Genomic DNA, 20,597 nt, shown 5'->3' with positions numbered 1-20,597 from the left:
ACCCGCCGCGCTTGGGTCGATGCTTCGCATCGCCCGGCGCGCGTCGACCTCCCCCGCAAGCGGGAGAGGTGCACCTTTTCCGTGGCCGGAGCGGCAATCATTCGGCGAAAGCTATAGCAAGAAAGATCAGACGCGAAGCGCGTCCTCACTTGTCGAGCCATGCGTCCTTGAAGCCGTCATTGACCCCGATCCCCGTGGTGATCAGGTTCTTGACCTTGCAGCGCGTGATGGTCGGGAATTGCAGCTCGAGCATCCAGGCCACCGGCACGTCCTCGACCAGGATCTTCTGCGCCTTCTCGTAGATCTCCTTGCGCTTGGAATCCGGGGTTGCGACCGCACCGTCGGCAAACAGCTTGTCGATCTCCGGATTGGAATAGCCCTCGACATTGTTGAAGACCTGGCCCTTGGCGATCGCGCTGGAGACGTAATTGCGGCCGACGCCGAGCGCGGGATCGCCGTACTGGTAGAGATAGGTGAAGGCGATGTCGTAATCCCAGTCGCCGATCTTCTGGTTGCCACCGGCGACGTCGGTCGAGATCGTCTCGATGTTCATGCCGACGTCCATGAGGTTCTGCTTGACGGCTTCACCCCAGCGCTGCCAGGTCTCGCCATAGGCGAGCGGCAGGATGCGGATCTTCTCGCCCTTGTAGCCGGCTTCCTTCAGGAGCGCCTTGGCCTTGGCCGGATCGTACGGATATTTCGGCACGTCGTCGGTGTAGAACTTGATGGACGAGGCGGAGGGACCGGTGGCGACCTTGCCGAGCCCGTTCCAGATCACGTCCTTGGCGAAATCGCGGTCGATCGCATACATGACCGCCTGCCGCACCCGCTTGTCGGCGAGCGGACCCTGGCGGTTGTTCAGCCACAGCCAGGCCAGCGGCGAGAAGAACTCCCAGCCGGCGCCGGTGACGCAGGTGTCCTTCAGCTTGGACAGCCGCGGCACGTCAAAATTCTCGACCGAGCCGCCGGGCAGCACGTCCACCTTGCCGGTCTCATACGCCACCGAGCGCGCGGCGGCGTCGGGGATGATCTGCCAGTAGACCTCATCGAGATAGGGCTTGCCCTTCTCGTGGTAGTTCGGGTTCTTGACCATACGAATGAACGAGCCCTTCTGCCATTCCTTGAACATGAAGGGGCCGGTACCGACCGGTGCGTTGTTGTAGGGATTGGTCTTCCAGTCGGTGCCTTCATAAAGATGTTTCGGCACCATCGGCATTGAGCCGACCTCGAAGATGCCGAGGAACGGGCCGAACGGCTGCTTCAGCGTGAACACGACCGTATAGTCGTCGGGCGCCTCGACCTTGTCGACCTGCACCAGGTTGGCGCGGGCGCGCGCATGCGTCTGCTTCAGCATCTCGATCGAGAACAGCACGTCGGCGGCGGTGAACGGCTTGCCGTCATGCCAGGTCACGCCCTTCTTGAGCTTGAAAGTGTAGGTCTTGGCGTCCTCGCTGACGGTCCAGCTCTCGGCGAGCTCCGGCTGCGGCTCGAGCTTGGGGCTATAGCGCAGCAGGCCCTCGAAAATGTTGCCCGAAACCATCTGGGTCGGGCCGTTCTGGATCATCGCGAGCATCAGGCTGGGCGGCTCGGGCTGGATCACGGCATTGATCACGCCGCCCATTTTCGGCTCTTGCGCCAGCGCCGAGGCCGAGAGGCCGCAAGCCAGGAGGACACCAAGCAACACTCGTTTCGACATGTCGTATCTTTCTCAAGCGAGACCAGCCGTAAACGCTTCGCAACGTCCTCGCGCGCGAAACGACGGCCGGCCCATCCCAGTCCCCATCCACCATCGAGGCTCACATAGTCTCATTCGGCGCCGCAAGATGAAAGTCTCAACAGTGTTCGCACAAAAAATGTACAGCGCGTCCTATTTTCACTTGATTCATGGTCCTGTCACGGAGACAAGTCGGCCATGGACAATGCCACACGCTCCGAACGATCCCGCAATGCCGCGCTCGAAGCGGCCATCGCGATCATCGCGCGTGACGGGCCCGGCCGGTTGACGCTCGATGCGATTGCGCGCGAGAGCGGGCTGAGCAAGGGCGGTGTGATGCACCAGTTCCGTACCAAGGAGGCGGTGCTGAAGGCGCTGCTCGAGCGTCAGATGGCGCATTTCGAGGAGTTTTCGAGCCGCTATCAGGCGAAGGTGAGCGCCACCTCTGCGAATCCCGAGCTCGCCACCCAGCTCGCGACGGTGCGCGAAGCGGCGACTGCGCCGAATTCGGCGGCGCTGGCGTTGGTCGCGGCCATGGTCGAGAATCCAGGCCTGATGTCGCTGCCGCGCGACAGCGAAATGAAGCGGGTCGCGGCCATCAAGGCCGAAGCCGCTGATCCGGATCTGGCGCTGTTGCGCTGGGCGGCGGCGCGGGGGCTGCTGTTGAGTGGCCTGTTCGGCATGTCTCCGCTCAGCAAGGCGGAGCACGATCGCCTGTTCGCGCGCCTGCTCGACGACGCGCAGTGGACAAGCCTCGAAAAGCCGGCCAGGGCTGAGCTTACCAAGGCGCGCGCCGCCAAATCCGGTGCGCTGCCGCCGGCAAAGGCTGCAACCTCGCGCAAGCGCCCCTGATTCATCGTTAACAAATTCCAACCGGCCGCTGCCCAAAGCCGCGCCTGCGGCCAAATGCGCCAGGCCGTCGTTTTCGCACTTTACAAACCAACTAGTCGGTTTTATATGTGGGAACACTGAAGCGGCCCAGGGCGTCTGACATGGCCCCGGACGATGCCTTGGGTTGGCAATGGTGAAGGCCGCAACCGCGTCTGGTCCCACACGTGGTTGCGGCCGCCATCGCATTTCGAAAAGCCAGAGGAGTTTTGGAATGGATCGCTCGATCGCCCTGCGCGGTCTGGGAACGCTGGTGCTTGGCGCGGCCGTCGCCGGCTGCGCCTCGGTTGCGCCCGTGCCCTATTCGGAGATGGCGTCCTCAGCCTATATGGCGCCGGACAAGTCGGACGCCTCCGGCCGCGTGCCCTACCGCTACTCCACGCCCGTCGACTGGCGCGCATATAATAAAGTGATCCTCGAACCCGTCGTGGTCTACCGCGGCAAAGATCACCAGTTCGGCGACATGTCCGACAAGGACAAGGCGGCGCTCGCCGCCTACATGCAGACTCGCTTCGCCGAGCGACTGCGCGGCCGCTTCATGCTGGTGCGGGAGCGCGCGCCGAACACGCTGCGGATCCGGCTGACGCTCACCGGCGCCGTCACCAACACGCCGGTGCTCGGCACGCTCTCGCGTTTCGACATGGCCGGCGCGGCCTACAACGGCGTGCAGGCCGCGCGGGACGGCGAGGGGATGATGACAGGCTCGGTCATCTACGGCGTCGAGATCTTCGACGCCGCGACCTCGCGCCTGATCAGCGCCTACGTCACCAAGCAATACCCCGGCGCCTACGACATCAAGGCCAGCGTCGGTGCGCTCGCGGCTGCCAATGCCGGCGTCGACAAGGGCGCCGACGCGCTGATGGCGCAACTGAACTGACACCCCTAAAGCCCTGCCAACGAAAGGCGCCGCTGATGAACATTGTCCTTCGCTTCGTGCTGCGCGTCGCCATCACCATTGTGATGATGGTCCTCGGCGGTCGCGCCGGCGCCGTCACGCCCAATGATCCCAGTGGCACCTGGCTCGTCGAGGACGGCCGCGCCCGTGTCCGTCTCGAGCGCTGCGGACCGTCGCGCGACCGCATCTGCGGCTTCATCGTCTGGATGAAGGAGCCGGCCGACAAGCGCGGCCAGCCTTATCGCGACAAGGAAAATCCAGACCCCGACAGGCGCGCCCGCGCGCTGCTCGGCCACCAGCTCATCATGGGCTTGCAGGCGACGCCGGAGGGCCGGTTTGCCGGCGACATCTACAATGCCGAAGACGGTAAATTCTATTCGGTCTCGCTGTGGCGCGAATCCGGCGACCGCCTCAAGCTCAAGGGCTGCCTGATCAAGCTGTTGTGCCAGACCCAGACCTGGCAGCAGACCCTCGACGCCCCGCCCGGCCAGCTCGTCGGTCTCACCGGCGATCTCAACGGTCCCCGCGCCGACAAGGAATGGGCGGCCGTGCCGGCGCCGAAGCCGATGCAGGCCAAGACGGAAGTGAAGACGAAGTAGAAGATTGCTTCTCTGTGCGCCCGAATGACGACGTGGAGGCAATCGCGCACTAACCATGCCGATTTCCTTGATGGGTGGCGCCGTCTCACGCGGCGTGGCAGATTGGTTCGTGATCTCTGTCGAGAACCAGATCGGTACGCCTCATGAGTGACCAGCCGTTTCCGGGCCCGGATCTGCGCCCGCTCAATTTGCAGATCGGCGCGCAGACCATTGCGGGCTTTGAGAGCGCGGGCGCGGGACGCCCGATCCTGCTGATCCACGGCAACTCATCCTCGTCCCACATCTGGCAGAAGCAGTTGCAGGGGCCGCTCGGCGCCAAATACCGCGCGATCGCGATCGATCTGCCCGGCCACGGAGCCTCCTCGCCGCCGCCCCATCCGGAAAGTGATTATTCCGGCCGTGGCTATGCCGCGGCGATTTCGGCCGTGGCGCGCGAACTCGATCTCCGGAGCACCATCGTCGTCGGCTGGAGCCTGGGTGGCCATTCCGTACTCAATGCTGCCGGCTCGCTGCCGATGGCGGCCGGCCTGATGATCTTCGGGACGCCGCCGATCGGCCGCGGGCCCGAGGGCTTCGCCGGCTTCAAGGGACTGTCAAAAACGGTGTTCACGGCTTCGCCGAGCGAAGCCGAGATTCAGGAATGGGCGCGGTCGGCGTTCGCGCCCGGCTACAAGCCGATTCCCGATTTCCTCATCGAGGATTTTCGCAGGACCGACGGCAACGCCCGCGCCTGCCTCGGCGCCAGCGCGCAAAGTGGCGGTCTCGTCGACGAGGTCGAGATCGTGCGCAACCTGAAGATCCCGATCGCGATCGTGCAGGGCCGCGAGGAGCAGATCGTCGATCTCGGCTATCTCCAGCGCCTGCCCGCGCCGACCCTGTGGCGCGGCACTGTCCAGGTCATCAATGGCGCCGGCCATTCCCCGCACTGGGAGCAGGCGGATGCGTTCAACGAAATGCTCGACGCATTTGCTGCAAGCGTGTGATTTTCTTCAGCGGAGCCCCGCCCGCCGAAATCCTTCCAGATAATGCTCGCGATCGGCATCATTGGCCCACGGCAGTTGCGTCGCGATCCAGTGCAGCGAGATGCCGGGCTGGGTGCGGCGGAGCTCTTGCAACGCCATCTCCGCAAGCGCGCTGTTGCCGGTCATGCCGGCGGAGACGGCGAGCACGCGATAGGCGCCGGTGAGGTCGCCGCGATGGCGGATCGCCTCGCGCGCAAGCGTGATCGCCTCGTCATAGTGCCGTTCGGTGAAGCGTGCATAGCCGGCGATACCGTAATAAATCGCCAGCGACGGATCGCGCGGTGAGAGCCTGATCGCCTTTTGCGCCGCCTCGAACGAGTCGTTCGGTCGCCCGGCATAGGACAGCGCCAGCGCGTAATAGCCCTGCGCCAGCGAGAAGTTCGGATTGAGTGCGAGCGCCTGCTCGAACTCGGACAGCGCGTCCGCGAGCCGTCGCGTCGAGAAGCAGACGCTGCCAAGCGCGGCATGGGCCCAGGCATCCTCATGGTCGCAGCGCACCGCGGCGAGCGCGGCGGTTTCCGCGATCGGTGCCGTCGTGGCGAGCTCGGCCCAGCCGAGATGCACGCCGAACATGTGGCTCGCCGCCAGCACCGACAGCGCCTGGCCGTAATCCGGGTCGATCGCGATCGCGCGTTCGAGCAGCGCCTGCGCCGCGATGTGGTCTTGCGGCGTCACCCGCCAGTAATGCGACAGCGCCCGCATCAGCAGGTCCCAGGCATCCAGGCTCGCTGGCGGCTTGCGATGGCTACGAAAATTCTCCGCGGCATGGATCTGCGGCTCGATCGCCGCGACGATCCGCTCGGTGATCTCGTCCTGCACGGCGAAGACGTCGACCAGCTCGCGGTCGTAGCGCTCGGCCCAGAGATGGCCTCCGGTGGTGGCGTCGTTGAGCTGCGCGGTGATGCGCACGCGGTTGTCGACCTTGCGTACGCTGCCCTCGACGATATAGCGGACGCCGAGCTCTTCGGCGACCTGCTTGATGTGGACGGCGCGGCCCTTATAGGTGAAGGACGAGTTGCGGGCGATCACCATGAACCAGCGTTGCTTCGACAGCGCGGTGAGGATGTCCTCGCTGATGCCGTCGCCGAAATATTCCTGGGCGGGATCGCCGCTCATGTTCTCGAAGGCGAGCACGGCGATCCCCGGCCGCTCCGTCACGACACGCGCGGAGGCCGGCGCGGCCTCGGCCGGCGCAGGCGAAGGTGCCACCTCTTGTCGGACTTCGCCGACGAAGCGAAAGCCCTTGCGCGGGATCGTCTTGATCAGCCGCTGCGTCGCGCCATCGTCACCGAGCGCCTTTCGCGCGGCGTTGATCCGGCTGTTCAGCGCGGAGTCCGAGACGATGCGGTCGCTCCAGATCTGGCTGATCAGGTCATCCTTGCTGACCACACGGGTGCGCTGCGCGACGAGATAAAGCAGCAGATCGAACACCTGCGGCTGCAACGGAACAGCCGTGCCGTCGCACGTCAGCTCGCGCAGGTCGCCGTCGAGCACATTGTTTTCAAAGAGAAATCGCACGTTTCTGTCGTCTCAAGCAAAAATCAAAGTCGTCTCAGGCGAAAATCAACCGTCTGCGAAAGTCAGGGGACGTCCGATGCGGCATGGTGCAGCGACCAATGAAGTGCCGACGTTTTGGCACAACGGAGCTGTTTATGACCCAAATTGATCATCATGTTGATTCCCTGGGCCCCGAAGTCTCGGGCTCGAAAGTTTTCAAGTTCATCGCCTTTCTGTACGGAATTGCGGCATATCTCGTGTTTTTCGTTACTATTCTCTACGCCATCGGCTTCGTCATGGGCCTGGTGGTACCGAAGACCATCGACACCGGAACCGACACGCCGACGGCTGAGGCCGTCATCATCAATCTCCTCCTGATGGCGCTGTTCGCGGTTCAACACAGCGTGATGGCGCGGCAGCGTTTCAAGGCGTGGTGGACGCAATTCGTCCCCAAGCCGGTCGAGCGCTCGACCTATGTGCTGTTCGCGAGCCTGTCATTGCTGCTCCTGTTCTGGCAGTGGCGTCCGTTGCCGTCAGTTATATGGGACGTCGCGAATCCGGATCTCGCCGTGACGCTGGTCACGCTGTCCTTGGCTGGCTGGGTGCTGGTGTTCACCTCGACCTACATGATCAACCATTTCGAATTGTTCGGATTGCATCAGGTCACCAATCATCTGGTCGGCAAGGAAGCGGCACCGGTGCGCTTCAAGACGCCGCTGCTCTACAAATTCGTCCGGCATCCGATCTATCTCGGCTTCATCATCGCGTTCTGGGCGGCACCGACCATGACCGCAGGCCATCTGCTGTTCGCGGCCGTGACCACGATCTATATCCTGCTCGGCATCGCGCTGGAGGAGCGCGACCTCGTCGATCTCTTTGGCGACGAATACCGGCAGTACAAGCAACGTGTGTCGATGCTTATTCCCTGGCGCAGGTCAGTATAGGCGTCGCCTCTCCCGGCGCGCGTCCGCCGAACGGAGGATGCGCTCCCGAACTTCATTTCCATTCAGGAGAAACCCAAATGAAACATGTCGGAAATTGCTTCTGCGGCGCGGTCACGATCGAGGTCACGGGCGAACCCGCGGCGATGGGCTATTGCCATTGCCGCTCCTGCCGCTCGTGGTCTGGTGGGCCGGTGAATGCCTTCAGCCTGTGGAAGCCGGAAGCCGTGCGCATCACCGAAGGCGCCCAGCACGTCGAGACCTTTGCCAAGACGCCGCTAAGCCAGCGTAAATATTGCGGGAAGTGCGGCGGTCATCTCATGACCAATCATCCGCCGCTCGATCTGATCGACGTCTTCACCGCCACCATCCCGACACTCGCCTTCACCCCCGGCGTCCATGTCAACTATGCCGAGACGGTGCTGCCGATGCGCGACGGCCTGCCCAAGCTGAAGGATTTTCCCGCCGAGTTCGGCGGTAGTGGCGAAATGATGCAGGAGTAGATGATACAGGAGTAGGAGTTCTTCCTCTCCCCGCAAGCGGGGAGAGGAAGCTTTCATTTCATTCCCGCGCGCCTAAATCCTTCCAGATAATGCCCGCGATCCTCTTCCCGCAGCATCGGCAGCTCGCGCATGATCCAGGCGAGTGAGACGCCGGGCTGAGCGCGGTGTAGTCCTTCCAGCGCGGAAGCGGCAAGTGCGCGATCACCCAGCATGCCGGCGGCCGCCGTCAGCACGCGATGTGCGCCGACGAAATCGCCGCGCTGACGCATCGATTCGCGCGCCATCTGCATGGCTTCCTCGTAATTGTGACCGATGAACTGGGCATAGCCGGCGACGCCACAGTAGATCGCCGCGAGCGGATCGCGCGGGCTGAGCCGCAGCGCGCGGCGCGCCGCGGCATCGCCATCCTGCCATCGTCCCGCGTAACACAGCGTCACGCCGAGAAAGGCGTGCGCCATCGCGAAATTCGGATTGAGCTCCAGCGCCAGTTCGAACTCCGCCAGCGCGTCGTCGAAGCGGCGGCGGAACAGGTAAGTATAGCCGAGGCCGCAATGGGCCCAGGCATCCTCGCGATCGGCTTCCACCGCCGCAAGCGCCGCGCGTTCGGCAACCGGGATGGTCGCGACCATGTCGGCCCAGCCCATATGCGCGCCGAAGATATGGCTGGTGGCGAGCAGGCCGAGCGCCTTGCCATAGGCGGGATCGATCGCGATCGCCTTTTCCAGCAGCGCTTGTGCCACCGCGTTGTCCTCGCGCGTGATGCGCCAGTAATGCGACAGCGCTCGCATCAGGAGGTCCCAGGCGTCCAGACTGCCCGGCGGCTTCTGCTGCGCGCGAAAATTCTCGGCAGCGTAGAGCTGCGGCTCGATCGCGGCGACGATTGCCTCGGTGATCTCGTCCTGCACGGCAAAAATGTCGGCGAGATCGCGGTCGTAGCGCTCTGCCCAGAGATGGCTGCCGGTCGAGACGTCGTTGAGCTGCGCGGAGATGCGCACACGATCGCCGCTCCGCCGTACGCTGCCTTCGACCACGTAGCACACGCCGAGTTCGCGCGCGATCTCGTGGATGTGCACGGCGCGGCCCTTGTAGACGAAGGAGGAGTTGCGCGCGACGACGAAGAACCAGCGCAGCTTGGACAGCGCGGTGATGATGTCCTCGCTGATCCCGTCGGAGAAATAGTCCTGCTCGCGGTCGCCGCTCATATTGGTGAAGGGCAGCACCGCAATCGCGGGCCGGTCGGGCAGCGCGAGCGTGATCTGCGGCGCAGTGACGCTGCGGTCCGGTTCCGCCGCCGCACCGAGCTTGGTCTCGACGTTGCCGACGAAGCGAAAACCCTTGCGCGCGATGGTGCGGATCACTGCCTGGTTCGCGCCATTATCGCCGACCGCCTTGCGCGCCGCGTTGATCCGGCTGGTCAGGGTGGATTCGGAAACGCTGCGGCCGTGCCAGATCTTGTCGATCAGCTCGTCCTTGCTGACCACCCGGTCGCGATTTTCCATGAGGTGCACGACCAGGTCGAAAACCTGCGGTTCCACGGACACAGGAACCTGCTCGCGGCTCAGCTCGCGCCGGTCGGTATCGAGAAGGTGATCCCGGAACAAAAACTGCACGTCGAAAACTCAGACCTCACTACGACATCAGGCAATCATGAAATCAAAATGGATTTCGAACCGAGTCTGTGAGTCCGCCGGGAAGTCGGTCCGGTTCATCGCAACAGCAGGATGGCTGCTATGCCATTTGCGGGGAGGAATACAACCTGAATTAGAATGTGGCGCGTGTCGGTCAAATTGTCGCGGCATCCGGACGTGACCCGGATGCCGCGACAGTCATCATGGGCACGGATGGCGCCGACCATCGTTGCCGAGATACATGCCGGTGTTCGGATTGTACGACTTGTAACGCTGCATGCAGTACTGCACGTCACCCTCCGGCGGCGGTCCATAGGCGACGGGCGGGGGCGGATAGCCCGGCCCGTAATAATAAGGTGAGCCGTAATAGTAGGGCGCCGCGACCGCGCCGCCGATGATCGCGCCGGCTGCGAGGCCGCCGACGAACGCGCCGCCGCCCCAGCCGCGATGCCCGTACCAGCGCACTTGTTCGATCTGATTGGGCGCAGACTGCGTCATCGCGAGCGGCTGGCCGATCGGCGCCGCCGATGCTTCAGTCAGTGTTGCAGCCGACAGGCCCGCAAGCAGACAAGCTCCAGCAACGAAGCGAAACGATTTCAACATTGTGGTCTCCTCGTCATGCGGCGGCTCTGCGCGCCGCAGTCCAAGTGATAGTGCAACTCGAGAAGTGCGTTGAATTAAAATTTGGACAGGAAGGAGACTCGCGCCGCTGTCATTGCGAGCGACCAACTATCACCGTCACCCCGCGCAACCGCGAAGCGGTTGTCGCTGGAAGTGGCCGCTTCTTCGGCGGCCCTCGAAGGGCGACGAGCCCGGCTTTCTCCGCACGGCATCAGCGTGGCCGTTCATCCTTCGAGGCTCTCCATGCGACGCGTTGCGCCGCATGGCTCGCGCCTCTGGATGACGGGGGCGACTGATGCGCGGTGGTGATGTCCTCGCTTGCCATCGAATGTGTGTCAAACGGTGAATGTCCATTGCCGAACACCGCCGCCCGCGTAAGCTATCTTCCACACAAAACGCCAACCATAAAGAAACGCCCATGACCGCCTTTCCCGCTTCGACCACCGTGCTCGATTCCATCCTCTTCCGCGACGCCTTCGGCACGCCGCAGATGCGGGAGGTGTTCTCCGACGTCGCGCTGGTGGCACGTTATGCTGAGGTCGAGGTGGCGCTGGCCAAGGCGGAAGCACGATGCGGCGTGATCCCGCAGGAGGCCGCCGACGCGATCGCGGCGCGGACGAATGTCGCCCCGCTCGATTTCGAGCTGTTGCGGCAGGAGACTGACATCGTCGGCTATCCGATCCTGCCGCTGGTGCATCAGATGGTGAAGCAATGCGGTGAGGCGGGCCGCTACGTGCATTGGGGCGCAACGACGCAGGACATCATGGACACCGCCGTGGTCCTGCAACTGCGCGCCGCCTTCGAGATCATCGAACGCGACATCGCCGAGCTGCGTAAAATCCTTGCTGACCTCTCCGAGCGCCATCGCGACACGCCAATGGCCGGCCGCACCCATCTCCAGCAGGCGCTGCCGGTGACGTTCGGCTACAAGACCGCGATCTGGCTTGCGATGTTCGATCGCCACGCCGAGCGTCTCGCGCAATTGAAGCCGCGCGTGCTGGTCGGCCAGTTCGCCGGCGCCGCCGGCACGTTGGCCTCCCTCGGCAACAAGGGTTTTGAGGTGCAGGAGGCGCTCTGCGCCGAGCTGAAGCTCGGCGTTCCCGCCTCGACCTGGCACGTCGCGCGCGACGGCTTTGCCGAAGCCGTGAACTTCCTCGCGCTCGTCACCGGCTCGCTCGGCAAGATCGCGCTCGACATCATGATCATGGCCTCGACCGAATTCGCCGAGGTCTACGAGCCCTTCGTCAAGGGCCGCGGCGCCTCCTCGACCATGCCGCAGAAGCGCAACCCGATCTCTTCGGAGCTGATGCTCGCGGCCTCCAAGGCGGTGCGCCAGCACGCCGGCCTCATGCTCGATGCCATGGTGCAGGATTTCGAGCGCGCCACCGGTCCGTGGCACGCCGAATGGATGGCTATCCCTGAGAGTTTCGTGCTGACCGCAGGCTCCCTGCACCAGGCCAAGTTCGCGCTTGGGGGCCTCATCGTGGACGAGACCAAGATGAACGACAATCTCGCCCTTAGTCGCGGTCTGATTGTGGCCGAAGCGGTCATGATGGGGCTCGCCCCGCAGATCGGGCGCCAGGAGGCGCATGACGTGGTCTATGACGCCTGCCGGCTCGCCAACGAGAAGGGTTTGACGCTGGCCGATGCGCTGTCGGCCGATCCGCGCGTGACGGCCCAAATCGACCGCGCAAGCATCGAGGCGCTGACTTCACCGAAAAATTACCTTGGCCTTGCGCCTGCCATGGTCGACCGGGTGCTGAAATCGGCAACGCGTTGAAAACCAAGATGCGTGAAACTGCGTATCTTTCGCCGGCCCCAAGACGCTCGCGCACTTGTGTCTCGTGATGCTAGACTTAGATTGAATCACAGACGCTCGGCAGAGGACCCCGCATGACTGATCACCGCAATTCCGCCACGCCCATCGATCCTGTGAAACTCGACCGGCTGGCCGAGGTGGCGGTGAAGGTGGGATTGGGCTTGCGGCCGGGACAGGACCTTCTCTTGACGGCGCCGGCGATCGCGCTGCCGCTGGTGCGGCGAATCGCCGTGCATGCCTACAAGGCGGGTGCGGGCATCGTGACGCCGATTCTCTCCGACGAGGAGATGACGCTGGCGCGCTATCGCCACGGCCACGACAACAGTTTTGATCGCGCCGCCAACTGGCTCTACGAGGGCATGGCCAAAGCGTTCTCGAACAACACCGCGCGTCTCGCCATCGTCGGCGACAATCCGATGCTGCTGTCGGGTGAAGATGCTTCCAAGGTCGCGCGCGCCAGCAAGGCCAATTCCATGGCCTATCAGCCGGCGCTGGAAAAGATCGTCAATTTCGACACCAACTGGAACATCATTGCCTATCCGAGCGCGGCCTGGGCCAAGTTGGTGTTTCCTGACGATCCCGAAGACGTTGCGATCGGCAAGCTCGCGGACGCGATCTTTGCGGCGTCCCGCGTCGATCGCGAGGACGCGCCGGCCAATTGGGCCAGCCACAATGCGGTGCTGCGCGAGCGAACCAATTGGCTGAACGGCAAGCGCTTCCGCGCGCTGCATTACACCGGCCCGGGCACCAATCTCACCATCGGGCTCGCTGACGGCCATGAATGGGAGGGCGGCGCCTCGTTGTCCAAGAACGGCATCAGCTGCAACGCCAATATCCCGACCGAAGAGGTCTTCACCACGCCGCATTGCCGGCGCGTCGAAGGCCATGTCGTGAGCTCGAAGCCGCTGTCCTACCAGGGCACGCTGATCGACAACATCGCGGTGCGCTTCGAGGATGGCCGGATCGTCGACGCCAAGGCCTCCCGCGGCGAAGAGGTGCTGAACAAGGTGCTCGACACCGACGAGGGGTCGCGCCGGCTCGGCGAAGTGGCGCTGGTGCCGCATTCCTCGCCGATCTCGCAGAGCGGGCTGTTGTTCTACAACACGCTGTTCGACGAGAACGCGGCGTCTCACATCGCGCTCGGCCAGTGCTATTCGAAATGCTTCGTCAACGGCGCGCAGCTCACCCCGCAGCAGATCGCGGCGCAGGGCGGCAACCAGAGCCTGATCCATATCGACTGGATGATCGGCTCGGCCGAGACCGATATCGACGGCATTCTGGCCGACGGCAGCAAGGAACCGGTGTTCCGCAAGGGCGAGTGGGCGAAGTAGTCCGCTCGCTCCCCTCACGCCGCCGCGTTGCGCAGCATCGGATTGCTGTCGATGCTGAAGCGGTTGAATAGCGTCGTGAACGGACTGCCGTCGGTGGTCCGTACGATGGCGTCGGAAGCCGCGACCGTCTCGTAAAGCGCACCAACCGGATCATCCGGTTGCGGCAGGTCGAGCGCTCGGCGCAAGTCCGCGCGGGCCTCGTTGACCTCATCCTTATCATCGAGCGTGGTCTCCAGCGCGTGGGCCGCGCGCCGCATCTCCGCGAGGTCGCCGCCGGCGGAGAATTTGAGGATGTCCAGCCAATAGGGGCAGGCGACGACGAGCTGGACGAACGCCTCGAAACTGTCGGCGATGATCCCGGCGCGGCCTTCGGATGAGACGTAGAGCACTTCCTGGGACGGCAGCAGCACGAAGGCGCCGCCGGAGCCGTCGCTGCCGATCTGCCGGGGACTTTCGATGCCGTCGATGGTGAACCAGGGCTCTTCGTCCGGCTCGAAGGCGACATCGAAGGTCCCAAGCCGTGTGACGACCTCGCTGTTGGCGCTCAGGCTCTCCGGACTGAGGGGCATCGGCGTGGCTCCTTCCTGGTGGTGTCGCGCATTTTGTCGCACCCAGGAAAAGATGGGTTCATATCCGCGAATTTGCAGGCAAATCGCGTCGTTAGGCCCTTCGCGCTTGCAACTTGCGGCTGATTGTCGGGGCCTGCGTAAGAAAGAATTAAAAGCCGGCTACTAGCGTTCTCAACACCTTTTGAAACAATCCGGGTCCGCCCCGGGCATACTTATTCTATCCCCTGGGGAAACAGATGTCGCGCGCGTTGATTGAAATCGGTAGTTGCAATGTGGATCTGGAGCTGCGGCCGATTGAGCCGGCCTGGATCATCGAGGGTAACCCGGTGTCGCGTTCGCACATCCTGTCGACCAGCGCCGACGGCACCTCCTCGACCATCATCTGGTCCTGCACCGAAGGCCGTTTCAACTGGTACTACGATTTCGACGAGACCATCATGATCCTGGAAGGATCGATCGTGCTCGAGAGTGACGGCATGGCGCCGAAGCGCTATGGCGTCGGCGACGTGATCTTCTTCCGGGACGGCGCGCACGCCAAATGGCACGTCGAGGGCCACGTCAAGAAGATCGCCTTCTGCCGCAAGACCAACCCGGCGCTGATCGGCTTCATGGTCCGCGTCGTCAACAAGCTCAAGCGGATGTTCCTCTCGCCCGGCGAGCGCCGCCCCGCGACGCTGATGGGTGCCAACTAGCCCTTTCAAGGACGCTTCCCAGCGGCCACGACGGAAGAGGGGACGGGACCAACATCCCGGCCCCTCTTTCGCGTCATGACGGCAGTTCAAGCTGGTAGACATCCGTCGCTGTCTGCGAGAACAGCGCGGTCTTCTCAGGCTCGCTCAAGGGCGCTGCAATGCGTTTGAAGGCGTTGAAGATCACCTGATAGCTGCACTGGCCCTTGTCCGGCGGAAAATTGCTCTCGAACATCGCGCGCTTTGGCCCGAACGCCTCGATGCAGGTTTCGATATAGGGCCGCCAGGCGGCGGCAAGCTCTTCCGATGACGGCGGCCTCGCGCGCAGATGGAAGTCATAGCCGAGCAGGCACATCGCGAGCCCGCCGAGCTTGACCACCACGTTCTCGCATGTCGCGATCTCGCGGATCGAGGCGCGCCATTGCGGGAAAACCTCCTCGCGCCGCCCCGCGAACCGGCCGACGCCGGCCGGTCCGCCGCAATGGTCGAGCACGATTTTGGTGTCGGGGAAGGCACGCGCAAGTTCGGTCAGCTCGCCGATCTGCGGATGAAACAGCCAGGCATCGAAGCTCAGGCCAAGCGGCGCGAGGCAGGCAAAGCCCTTGCGGAAAGTCGGATCCTGCAAAAGCCCCTTCGGCCTGTTCGCATACATGCCGGCGACGGCGGGATCTTCATCCCAGGCCGAGGAATGCCTTATGCCGCGGAAGCGGCCGTTGCCGGCGGCGATCTCCGCCTCCAGCACCGGCTTGGCCGCATCGCCCAGCAAGAGGTTCACATGGCTGACGATGCCGGCGCAGATCGCGGCCGTGCCGTAAGCACCGCTCGCGCTCATCGCAGCGACGCCGTTGGCGAACTCGACCTCGCCCACCGGCCGGAACGCCTCGGGCCCATGTGCGCGGTACATCGAGCGGCAGTCGACATAGACGGTGGCGATGATGTTGTGGCCGGAGCCGATATCTGCTGCCATCTCCTCGATCAGATAGCGATGGCCGCGATTCCAGAGATGGTGGTGGGGATCGACGATCGGCCGCAAGGGATCGATGATCTCCTCCTGATGCAGCGCGAGCCAATCCTCACGCGGGTCGACGAAAAGCCCGCTCGTGTTGGCGGGTAGACCACTTGCAGCCATTGGCGTTCGCTCCCCTCATGTTTTGTGGAGGAAGCCTAGCACCTTGTCTGCGTACGCAGCAGCGCGTGCCGCGCAACCGCGCCCATCAGTGCGAGCACAGCGGGCGCGGTTGCCGGTTCCTGGGCGTCAGACCCCGTCGAGGATGATCACCGTCGGCGTCGACGGCAATGTATCCCGCGAGATCCGCAAGGACCGCTCGGTACGGCGGTCGATCTCGAACTGCTGACCGATCAGGCGCATGAACTCGTCGAGCGGGGTGGCGAAGCGGTGCATCGGGAGCACCACCGAGGCGCGTAGCCGCTTAGTGATCTCCGAGACGCCGTCGAGCGACATCGTATAGGTGCCGTCGATCGGCACCATCACGATGTCGAGCCGCCCGATCTGCGCGAAATGGCTGTCGTCGAGCTTGTGGTGGAGATGGCCGAGATGGCCGATGCAGAGGCCCGCGACCTCGAAGATGAAGATCGAGTTGCCGTCGCGGATCATGTCGGTGCCGGAATCATCGCCGAAATAGCGGCGTATGTCGGTCGTGACGTTGCGGATCAGGGTGTCGCCGATGCGCTCCGAGACCACCGCCGGCTTGCCGTCCTCGCCCCAGCCATGCAGCACATGAGGAATGCGCTTGTCGGGATTTAGCGAGTAGTGGGTGCTGTGGGCCCGATTCATGGTGACGACGTCGGGCAGTCGGCCGATCTGATAGGCGCCACTATAATCGGTCGCGATGCGCACCCCGCCCGGCGTGTCGATGAAATAGGTGGAATGGCCGGCATAGGTGATCTCGACCTCGGCCGCGGCTGCCGCCTGCCGGAAGGCGACCGGCATCGCGCGGGGCGCCGCGTTCGCCATCGCCAGGCATTCGCTGCGCTGAGGCTGCTGGGCGAGGGCAGGGGAGAGAGTTGCGCCGAACAGCGCCAGAACCGCCGAAACAAGTCGCCACATAGATCCGTCCCCGATGACGCTCGGGAAAGTCTAACGTGCAATGCAGCACATCGCCAACAGATCAGGATCAACAGCGCGTCAGTGCCGCAGGTCTACCGCTCGCCCGCCCATCCCGCAGCTATAATTTCATTGATCTCCTCGATCGAGAGAGGAGGGCCCTGCCTCTGCGTGTGCAAGAAGCCAAAAGCGTCTGAAATCTTGCCCCTTGGGGCTGCTCTCAATTCGGCGCTTCCATTGGGAAGTTCACTTGCAACGAGCCTATCGCCCGGCTGCACACCAAGGTGCTCAAGCAACTCGGCGGTCAGCGTCACTTGTCCGTCAGCGGCCACCTTGAATGTTTGCATTGCCCATCAATAAGGCAGAATGCACTCGCCTTAAAGGGGTAAATAAACGTCGCCCCTCACTCCCTGCGCGGGCTGAATTTCCATGTAATCGCAACCAGGCCCGCAGTGATCAAGCCGCTGATGAGGCCGGCGATCGGGAGTGCGAGGAGCAGCGCGGCAGTGGCGGCCCAGCCGATCGAGGAGAAGGCCTCGGCGAAGGTCGCAAGCCGCGAGGAGGTCTGGCGGCGGCGGAATTGGCTGCGGCGGGCCTGAACGCGGAACCAGAGCTGGATCGCGGTGGCGGAGGCCGCGCTGATGATGACCGCGGCCGCGGTGATCGCGGCCTGGGCCGGCGAGGCGAATGCCAGCACCGCGACCAGCGGGCAGAAGATGACGGCGATCGCGATGAGCACCACCTCGATCTTGGCGCGGATGATACCGGAGGGCGTCAGCGGTGCGGTCGCGACCAGGTCGGGCGCGTCCTCGCCCGAGATGGTCAGCCAGGCGAGTCCGCCGGCAAGCTGTCCCGCGGCCATGACGATGACCGGCGTGATCAGCGTCAGCGCCGCGGAGCTGTCGGCAAAGCTGCGCCAGAGCAGCAGCGCCGGCGGCACCAGATAGAGCAGCTGCATCAGGGTCTGCGAGATCAGCCAGGGATCGCGCCACAGCAGCGTAAATTCCTTGCGCCGTAGTGCCTGCTGCCGTGATCCGCCGCGGAACGGGCGCTCCTTCGCGATCCGGCGTCCTGACTTGCCGTAGGCGGCTGCTTCGATCGCAGTGTCGGCGAAGCGGCCTGAGAAGATCGCCATCACGCTTCCGAGCAGCACCAGCCCGAGCGCCAGCAGAAGCAGCAGCGCCTCGCTGTCACCCATCGTCGCCCGCGCGGGCCACCACCAGATGCTGTCGACATCGGGGGCGTGTTCGGCAAAGGCACCGGAGGTCAGGATGGTGAAGCGCGACAGCGTACCATAGGAGATGATCGCCGCGACCTGGAGTGCGATCACGAAGCCGGCGCCGATGATCGCGGCCAAGATCTGGGCCACGAAGCGCGTCCGTGCCGGACCGATCAGGCGAAACAACAGGATGGTGACGGCAATCGCGATCGCCGCTGCCGACAGGCCCATCGCGACGACCACGCCGAAGGCTGCCAGCCAGCGCGGCCCGCCGCCGATCACAAGCACGTCGATGAAGGGCGTTGAGAACAGCAGCGCCATCGTTGTGACCGTCAGCGCGATCGCTGCGATGCGCACCGAGAACAGATTGGCCAGTGTCGCCGGCGACGACATGATGAGGTCGAGATCGGCGCGGGCGTAAAACACCCGCGTCACCGACTCGATCGCCTGCGACAGCATCAGCGTCCAGGCGAGGAAGATCGTCGCCGAGATCACGATCAATGAGGATTTGTCGAGCGGCAGCTGCAGATCGGCAAAGCGGCCGATCACCGCCCAGGCCGGCACGTGCAGGAGTGCCGCGAACAGCAGCAGGCCGATGACCGCGACACGCGTCCGCCGGCGCCGGCCGCCGGTCATCATCGCCAACCATTCGCGCCAGGCGAGCCGGAGCTCGTGGCGGGCAAACCACGAAAGCGCCGTCGCCGAGCTCATGCGGCTTCCTGGAGCGTCACCAGCGCGATGAAGAGATCTTCCAGGCTGGTGTCGGCATGGCCGTTCTGCTGGCGCAGCTCGGTCAGCGTGCCTTCGGCAACCAGACGTCCCGACGCGATCACGCCGATGCGGTCGGCCATGCGTTCGGCAACCTCCAGAATATGTGTGGTCATGATGATGGTACAGCCGGCACGGACGCGCTCGCTCAGGAGGCCCTTCACATGGCGGGCGGAAACGGCGTCTAACCCGGTCAGCGGCTCGTCGAGGATGATGAGGCGGGGATCGTGCACGAGCGCGCCGGCCAGCGCCACTTTCTGACGCATACCCTTGGAGAAACCTTCGCAGCGTTCGTGCCGGTGCGGTTCTAGCCCGAGCGAACTGAGGAGCTCCTCGGCGACCGGTTCCGAAACCGACGGCGCAATGCCCCAGAGGCCGGCGACGAATTCGAGGTACTCAAGCGGCGTCAGCTTGTCATAGATCATCGGCTCGTCGGAGACCCACGCCATCAGCTGCTTGGCGGCGACGGGATTTGCGAGGGCATCGATGCCGAAGATCGAGACGCCCCCGGCGTCGGGCCGCAGCAGGCCGGCGACCATGCGCAGGGTGGTGGTCTTACCGGCGCCGTTGGGGCCGACGAGGGCATAGAATTCACCGGCGTGAATGGTGAGATCGAGGCTATCGACCGCCAAACGGTCAAAACGCTTCGTTAACCCCAGAACTTCGAGCGCCGAGCTGTCGGGCTTCATGACGGCCACACCATCCGGTTTTGCATTGCTCGCGACCATGACCCGAAGATGTTTCGGCACGGTGAATCGCGCTGCCACAAATTCCGGCATCCGCCTTGGACTAAAGGCAAGTCACCGTTTGTTGACAGCGCTTGGCGGTTCAGGCTGAATTGACGCCGGGACAAATGGCGCTCACGCGGCGAAACGACTGCGTAGCGGCTGGACACAAGATGCGGCAAGGCGGTCACGAAGAACCGCTGGTTGCATCGGGAGGAAGCGCGGCGATGCTGGATTTCGTTCAGCAGCTGGTCAGCGGTGTTGCGCTCGGCTGCGTCTACGGCCTGATCGCGCTCGGATTCGTGCTTGTCTACAAGGCCACCGAGGTCGTCAATTTCGCCCAGGGCGATCTGATGATGCTGGGCGGCTTCTTCGCCTTCACCTTTATCGGCATGATGGGCCTGAACTACTGGGTCGGCTTTGCCGGCGCGGTGGCCGCGATGGCGCTGTTCGGCATGCTGGCCGAGCGGATCGTGGTGCGGCCGATCCTCGGCTATCCGCAATTCTCCATCATCATGGCCACGATCGGCCTCGGCTATTTCCTGCGCTCGGTCGCTGGCATGATCTGGGGCACCGACGATTTCAAGATCGACACGCCGTTCAGCCAGGGCGTGCTGCGCATCGGTTCGCTGGTGCTCGCCCATGACAAGCTCTCGGTGATCGCGGCGACAATCATCCTGTGCGCGCTGCTCTATCTCTTCTTCAACAAGACCATGCTCGGTACCGCGATGCGCGCCAGTTCCGAGAACATGCTGGCAGCCTATTACATGGGCATTCCGGTCAAGCGCGTGGTGTCGATCGTCTGGGCGATCAGCGCAGCGGTCGCGACCTGCGCCGGCGTGCTGCTCGCGCCGATCACCTTCATCCACTCCAATGTCGGCCTCGTGCTCGGGCTGAAGGCGTTTCCCGCCGCCGTGCTCGGCGGCTTCGGCTCGATCCCCGGTGCGGTCGTCGGCGGCGTGCTGATCGGCGTGATCGAGAGCATGGCCGGCTTCTATCTGCCGGAGGGCTGGAAGGACGTCGCGCCCTATATCGTGCTGCTCGCGGTGCTCTTGCTCAAGCCCGAAGGCCTGTTCGGCCTTCACGTCCGCAAGAAGGTCTGAA

General features: G+C 64.0%; 19 protein-coding genes. 10 read left to right on the top strand and 9 right to left on the bottom strand.

From position 1 onward, the window contains the following. Positions 1-145: 145 nt before the first annotated feature. Entirely contained in the window at positions 146-1,696 is a 1,551-nt protein-coding gene (locus tag UP06_RS21815) for an ABC transporter substrate-binding protein (protein ID WP_045005630.1), read from the bottom strand. Between the two features lie 216 nt (positions 1,697-1,912). On the opposite strand from UP06_RS21815, the gene UP06_RS21810 reads away from it, so the two are divergent. The 4 genes from UP06_RS21810 to UP06_RS21795 all read left to right on the top strand — a co-directional run bounded on the left by UP06_RS21810 (position 1,913) and on the right by UP06_RS21795 (position 5,079). After that, positions 1,913-2,566, top strand: coding sequence for a TetR/AcrR family transcriptional regulator (locus tag UP06_RS21810; RefSeq protein WP_045005628.1), 654 nt, complete (start codon positions 1,913-1,915; stop codon positions 2,564-2,566). 250 nt (positions 2,567-2,816) lie between these two features. After that, the gene (locus UP06_RS21805; RefSeq protein WP_045005627.1) at positions 2,817-3,479 is read left to right on the top strand and encodes a DUF3313 domain-containing protein; all 663 of its coding nucleotides are present in this window, start codon (positions 2,817-2,819) and stop codon (positions 3,477-3,479) included. 35 nt (positions 3,480-3,514) lie between these two features. Continuing rightward, positions 3,515-4,096: a DUF2147 domain-containing protein gene (locus tag UP06_RS21800; RefSeq protein WP_045005626.1), complete on the top strand. Its 582-nt coding sequence runs from the start codon at positions 3,515-3,517 to the stop codon at positions 4,094-4,096. A 143-nt stretch (positions 4,097-4,239) separates the two neighbouring features. Further along, positions 4,240-5,079: an alpha/beta fold hydrolase gene (locus tag UP06_RS21795; RefSeq protein ID WP_050031913.1), complete on the top strand. Its 840-nt coding sequence runs from the start codon at positions 4,240-4,242 to the stop codon at positions 5,077-5,079. A gap of 6 nt (positions 5,080-5,085) precedes the next feature. On the opposite strand, the gene UP06_RS21790 is transcribed toward UP06_RS21795, so the two are convergent. Continuing rightward, positions 5,086-6,636 (bottom strand): winged helix-turn-helix domain-containing protein, encoded by a 1,551-nt coding sequence (locus tag UP06_RS21790; protein WP_045005625.1) that lies wholly within the window; start codon positions 6,634-6,636, stop codon positions 5,086-5,088. 134 nt (positions 6,637-6,770) lie between these two features. Here UP06_RS21790 and mddA point away from each other — a divergent pair, with 134 nt between their 5' ends. Beyond that, positions 6,771-7,559, top strand: a complete 789-nt coding sequence (mddA, locus tag UP06_RS21785) for a methanethiol S-methyltransferase (protein WP_045005624.1) — start codon at positions 6,771-6,773, stop codon at positions 7,557-7,559. A gap of 77 nt (positions 7,560-7,636) precedes the next feature. Then, positions 7,637-8,059, top strand: a complete 423-nt coding sequence (locus UP06_RS21780) for a GFA family protein (protein WP_045005622.1) — start codon at positions 7,637-7,639, stop codon at positions 8,057-8,059. 53 nt (positions 8,060-8,112) lie between these two features. Here UP06_RS21780 and UP06_RS21775 read toward each other — a convergent pair whose 3' ends face one another. Both UP06_RS21775 and UP06_RS21770 read right to left on the bottom strand, forming a co-directional pair. Continuing rightward, positions 8,113-9,669: a winged helix-turn-helix domain-containing protein gene (locus UP06_RS21775; protein WP_045005621.1), complete on the bottom strand. Its 1,557-nt coding sequence runs from the start codon at positions 9,667-9,669 to the stop codon at positions 8,113-8,115. Between the two features lie 219 nt (positions 9,670-9,888). After that, the gene (locus UP06_RS21770; protein WP_045005619.1) at positions 9,889-10,290 is read right to left on the bottom strand and encodes a BA14K family protein; all 402 of its coding nucleotides are present in this window, start codon (positions 10,288-10,290) and stop codon (positions 9,889-9,891) included. A 436-nt stretch (positions 10,291-10,726) separates the two neighbouring features. Between UP06_RS21770 and pcaB the strand changes: the two genes are divergently transcribed. After that, complete coding sequence (gene pcaB, locus UP06_RS21765) at positions 10,727-12,088, top strand: 3-carboxy-cis,cis-muconate cycloisomerase (RefSeq protein ID WP_045005618.1); 1,362 nt, start codon at positions 10,727-10,729, stop codon at positions 12,086-12,088. A 113-nt stretch (positions 12,089-12,201) separates the two neighbouring features. Continuing rightward, positions 12,202-13,458, top strand: a complete 1,257-nt coding sequence (locus UP06_RS21760; RefSeq protein ID WP_045005617.1) for an aminopeptidase — start codon at positions 12,202-12,204, stop codon at positions 13,456-13,458. Between the two features lie 14 nt (positions 13,459-13,472). Here the strand turns inward: UP06_RS21760 and UP06_RS21755 are convergent, their stop codons facing one another. Beyond that, positions 13,473-14,027, bottom strand: coding sequence for a hypothetical protein (locus UP06_RS21755; RefSeq protein ID WP_045005616.1), 555 nt, complete (start codon positions 14,025-14,027; stop codon positions 13,473-13,475). A gap of 236 nt (positions 14,028-14,263) precedes the next feature. Between UP06_RS21755 and UP06_RS21750 the strand changes: the two genes are divergently transcribed. After that, complete coding sequence (locus tag UP06_RS21750) at positions 14,264-14,719, top strand: cupin domain-containing protein (RefSeq protein WP_045005614.1); 456 nt, start codon at positions 14,264-14,266, stop codon at positions 14,717-14,719. A 73-nt stretch (positions 14,720-14,792) separates the two neighbouring features. Here UP06_RS21750 and UP06_RS21745 read toward each other — a convergent pair whose 3' ends face one another. From UP06_RS21745 to UP06_RS21725, 4 genes are all read right to left on the bottom strand, one after another. After that, a complete protein-coding gene (locus UP06_RS21745; protein ID WP_045005612.1) occupies positions 14,793-15,845 on the bottom strand; it encodes an amidohydrolase family protein in 1,053 nt (350 codons plus the stop codon). A 126-nt stretch (positions 15,846-15,971) separates the two neighbouring features. Beyond that, positions 15,972-16,784, bottom strand: a complete 813-nt coding sequence (locus UP06_RS21740; protein WP_045005610.1) for an MBL fold metallo-hydrolase — start codon at positions 16,782-16,784, stop codon at positions 15,972-15,974. A gap of 400 nt (positions 16,785-17,184) precedes the next feature. After that, positions 17,185-18,711 (bottom strand): hypothetical protein, encoded by a 1,527-nt coding sequence (locus tag UP06_RS21730; protein WP_045005606.1) that lies wholly within the window; start codon positions 18,709-18,711, stop codon positions 17,185-17,187. Next, positions 18,708-19,457, bottom strand: coding sequence for an ABC transporter ATP-binding protein (locus UP06_RS21725; RefSeq protein WP_045005798.1), 750 nt, complete (start codon positions 19,455-19,457; stop codon positions 18,708-18,710). The genes UP06_RS21730 and UP06_RS21725 overlap by 4 nt, the downstream gene beginning before the upstream one ends. A 263-nt stretch (positions 19,458-19,720) precedes the next feature. On the opposite strand from UP06_RS21725, the gene UP06_RS21720 reads away from it, so the two are divergent. Next, on the top strand, positions 19,721-20,596 hold the full coding sequence (locus tag UP06_RS21720; protein WP_045005604.1) for a branched-chain amino acid ABC transporter permease: 876 nt from the start codon (positions 19,721-19,723) through the stop codon (positions 20,594-20,596). Position 20,597: the final 1 nt, after the last annotated feature.

Origin of the sequence: Bradyrhizobium sp. LTSP857 (genome assembly GCF_000938285.1) — a bacterium.
Taxonomy (GTDB): domain Bacteria; phylum Pseudomonadota; class Alphaproteobacteria; order Rhizobiales; family Xanthobacteraceae; genus Bradyrhizobium.
This window is presented reverse-complemented; position numbering and strand designations above follow the sequence as displayed.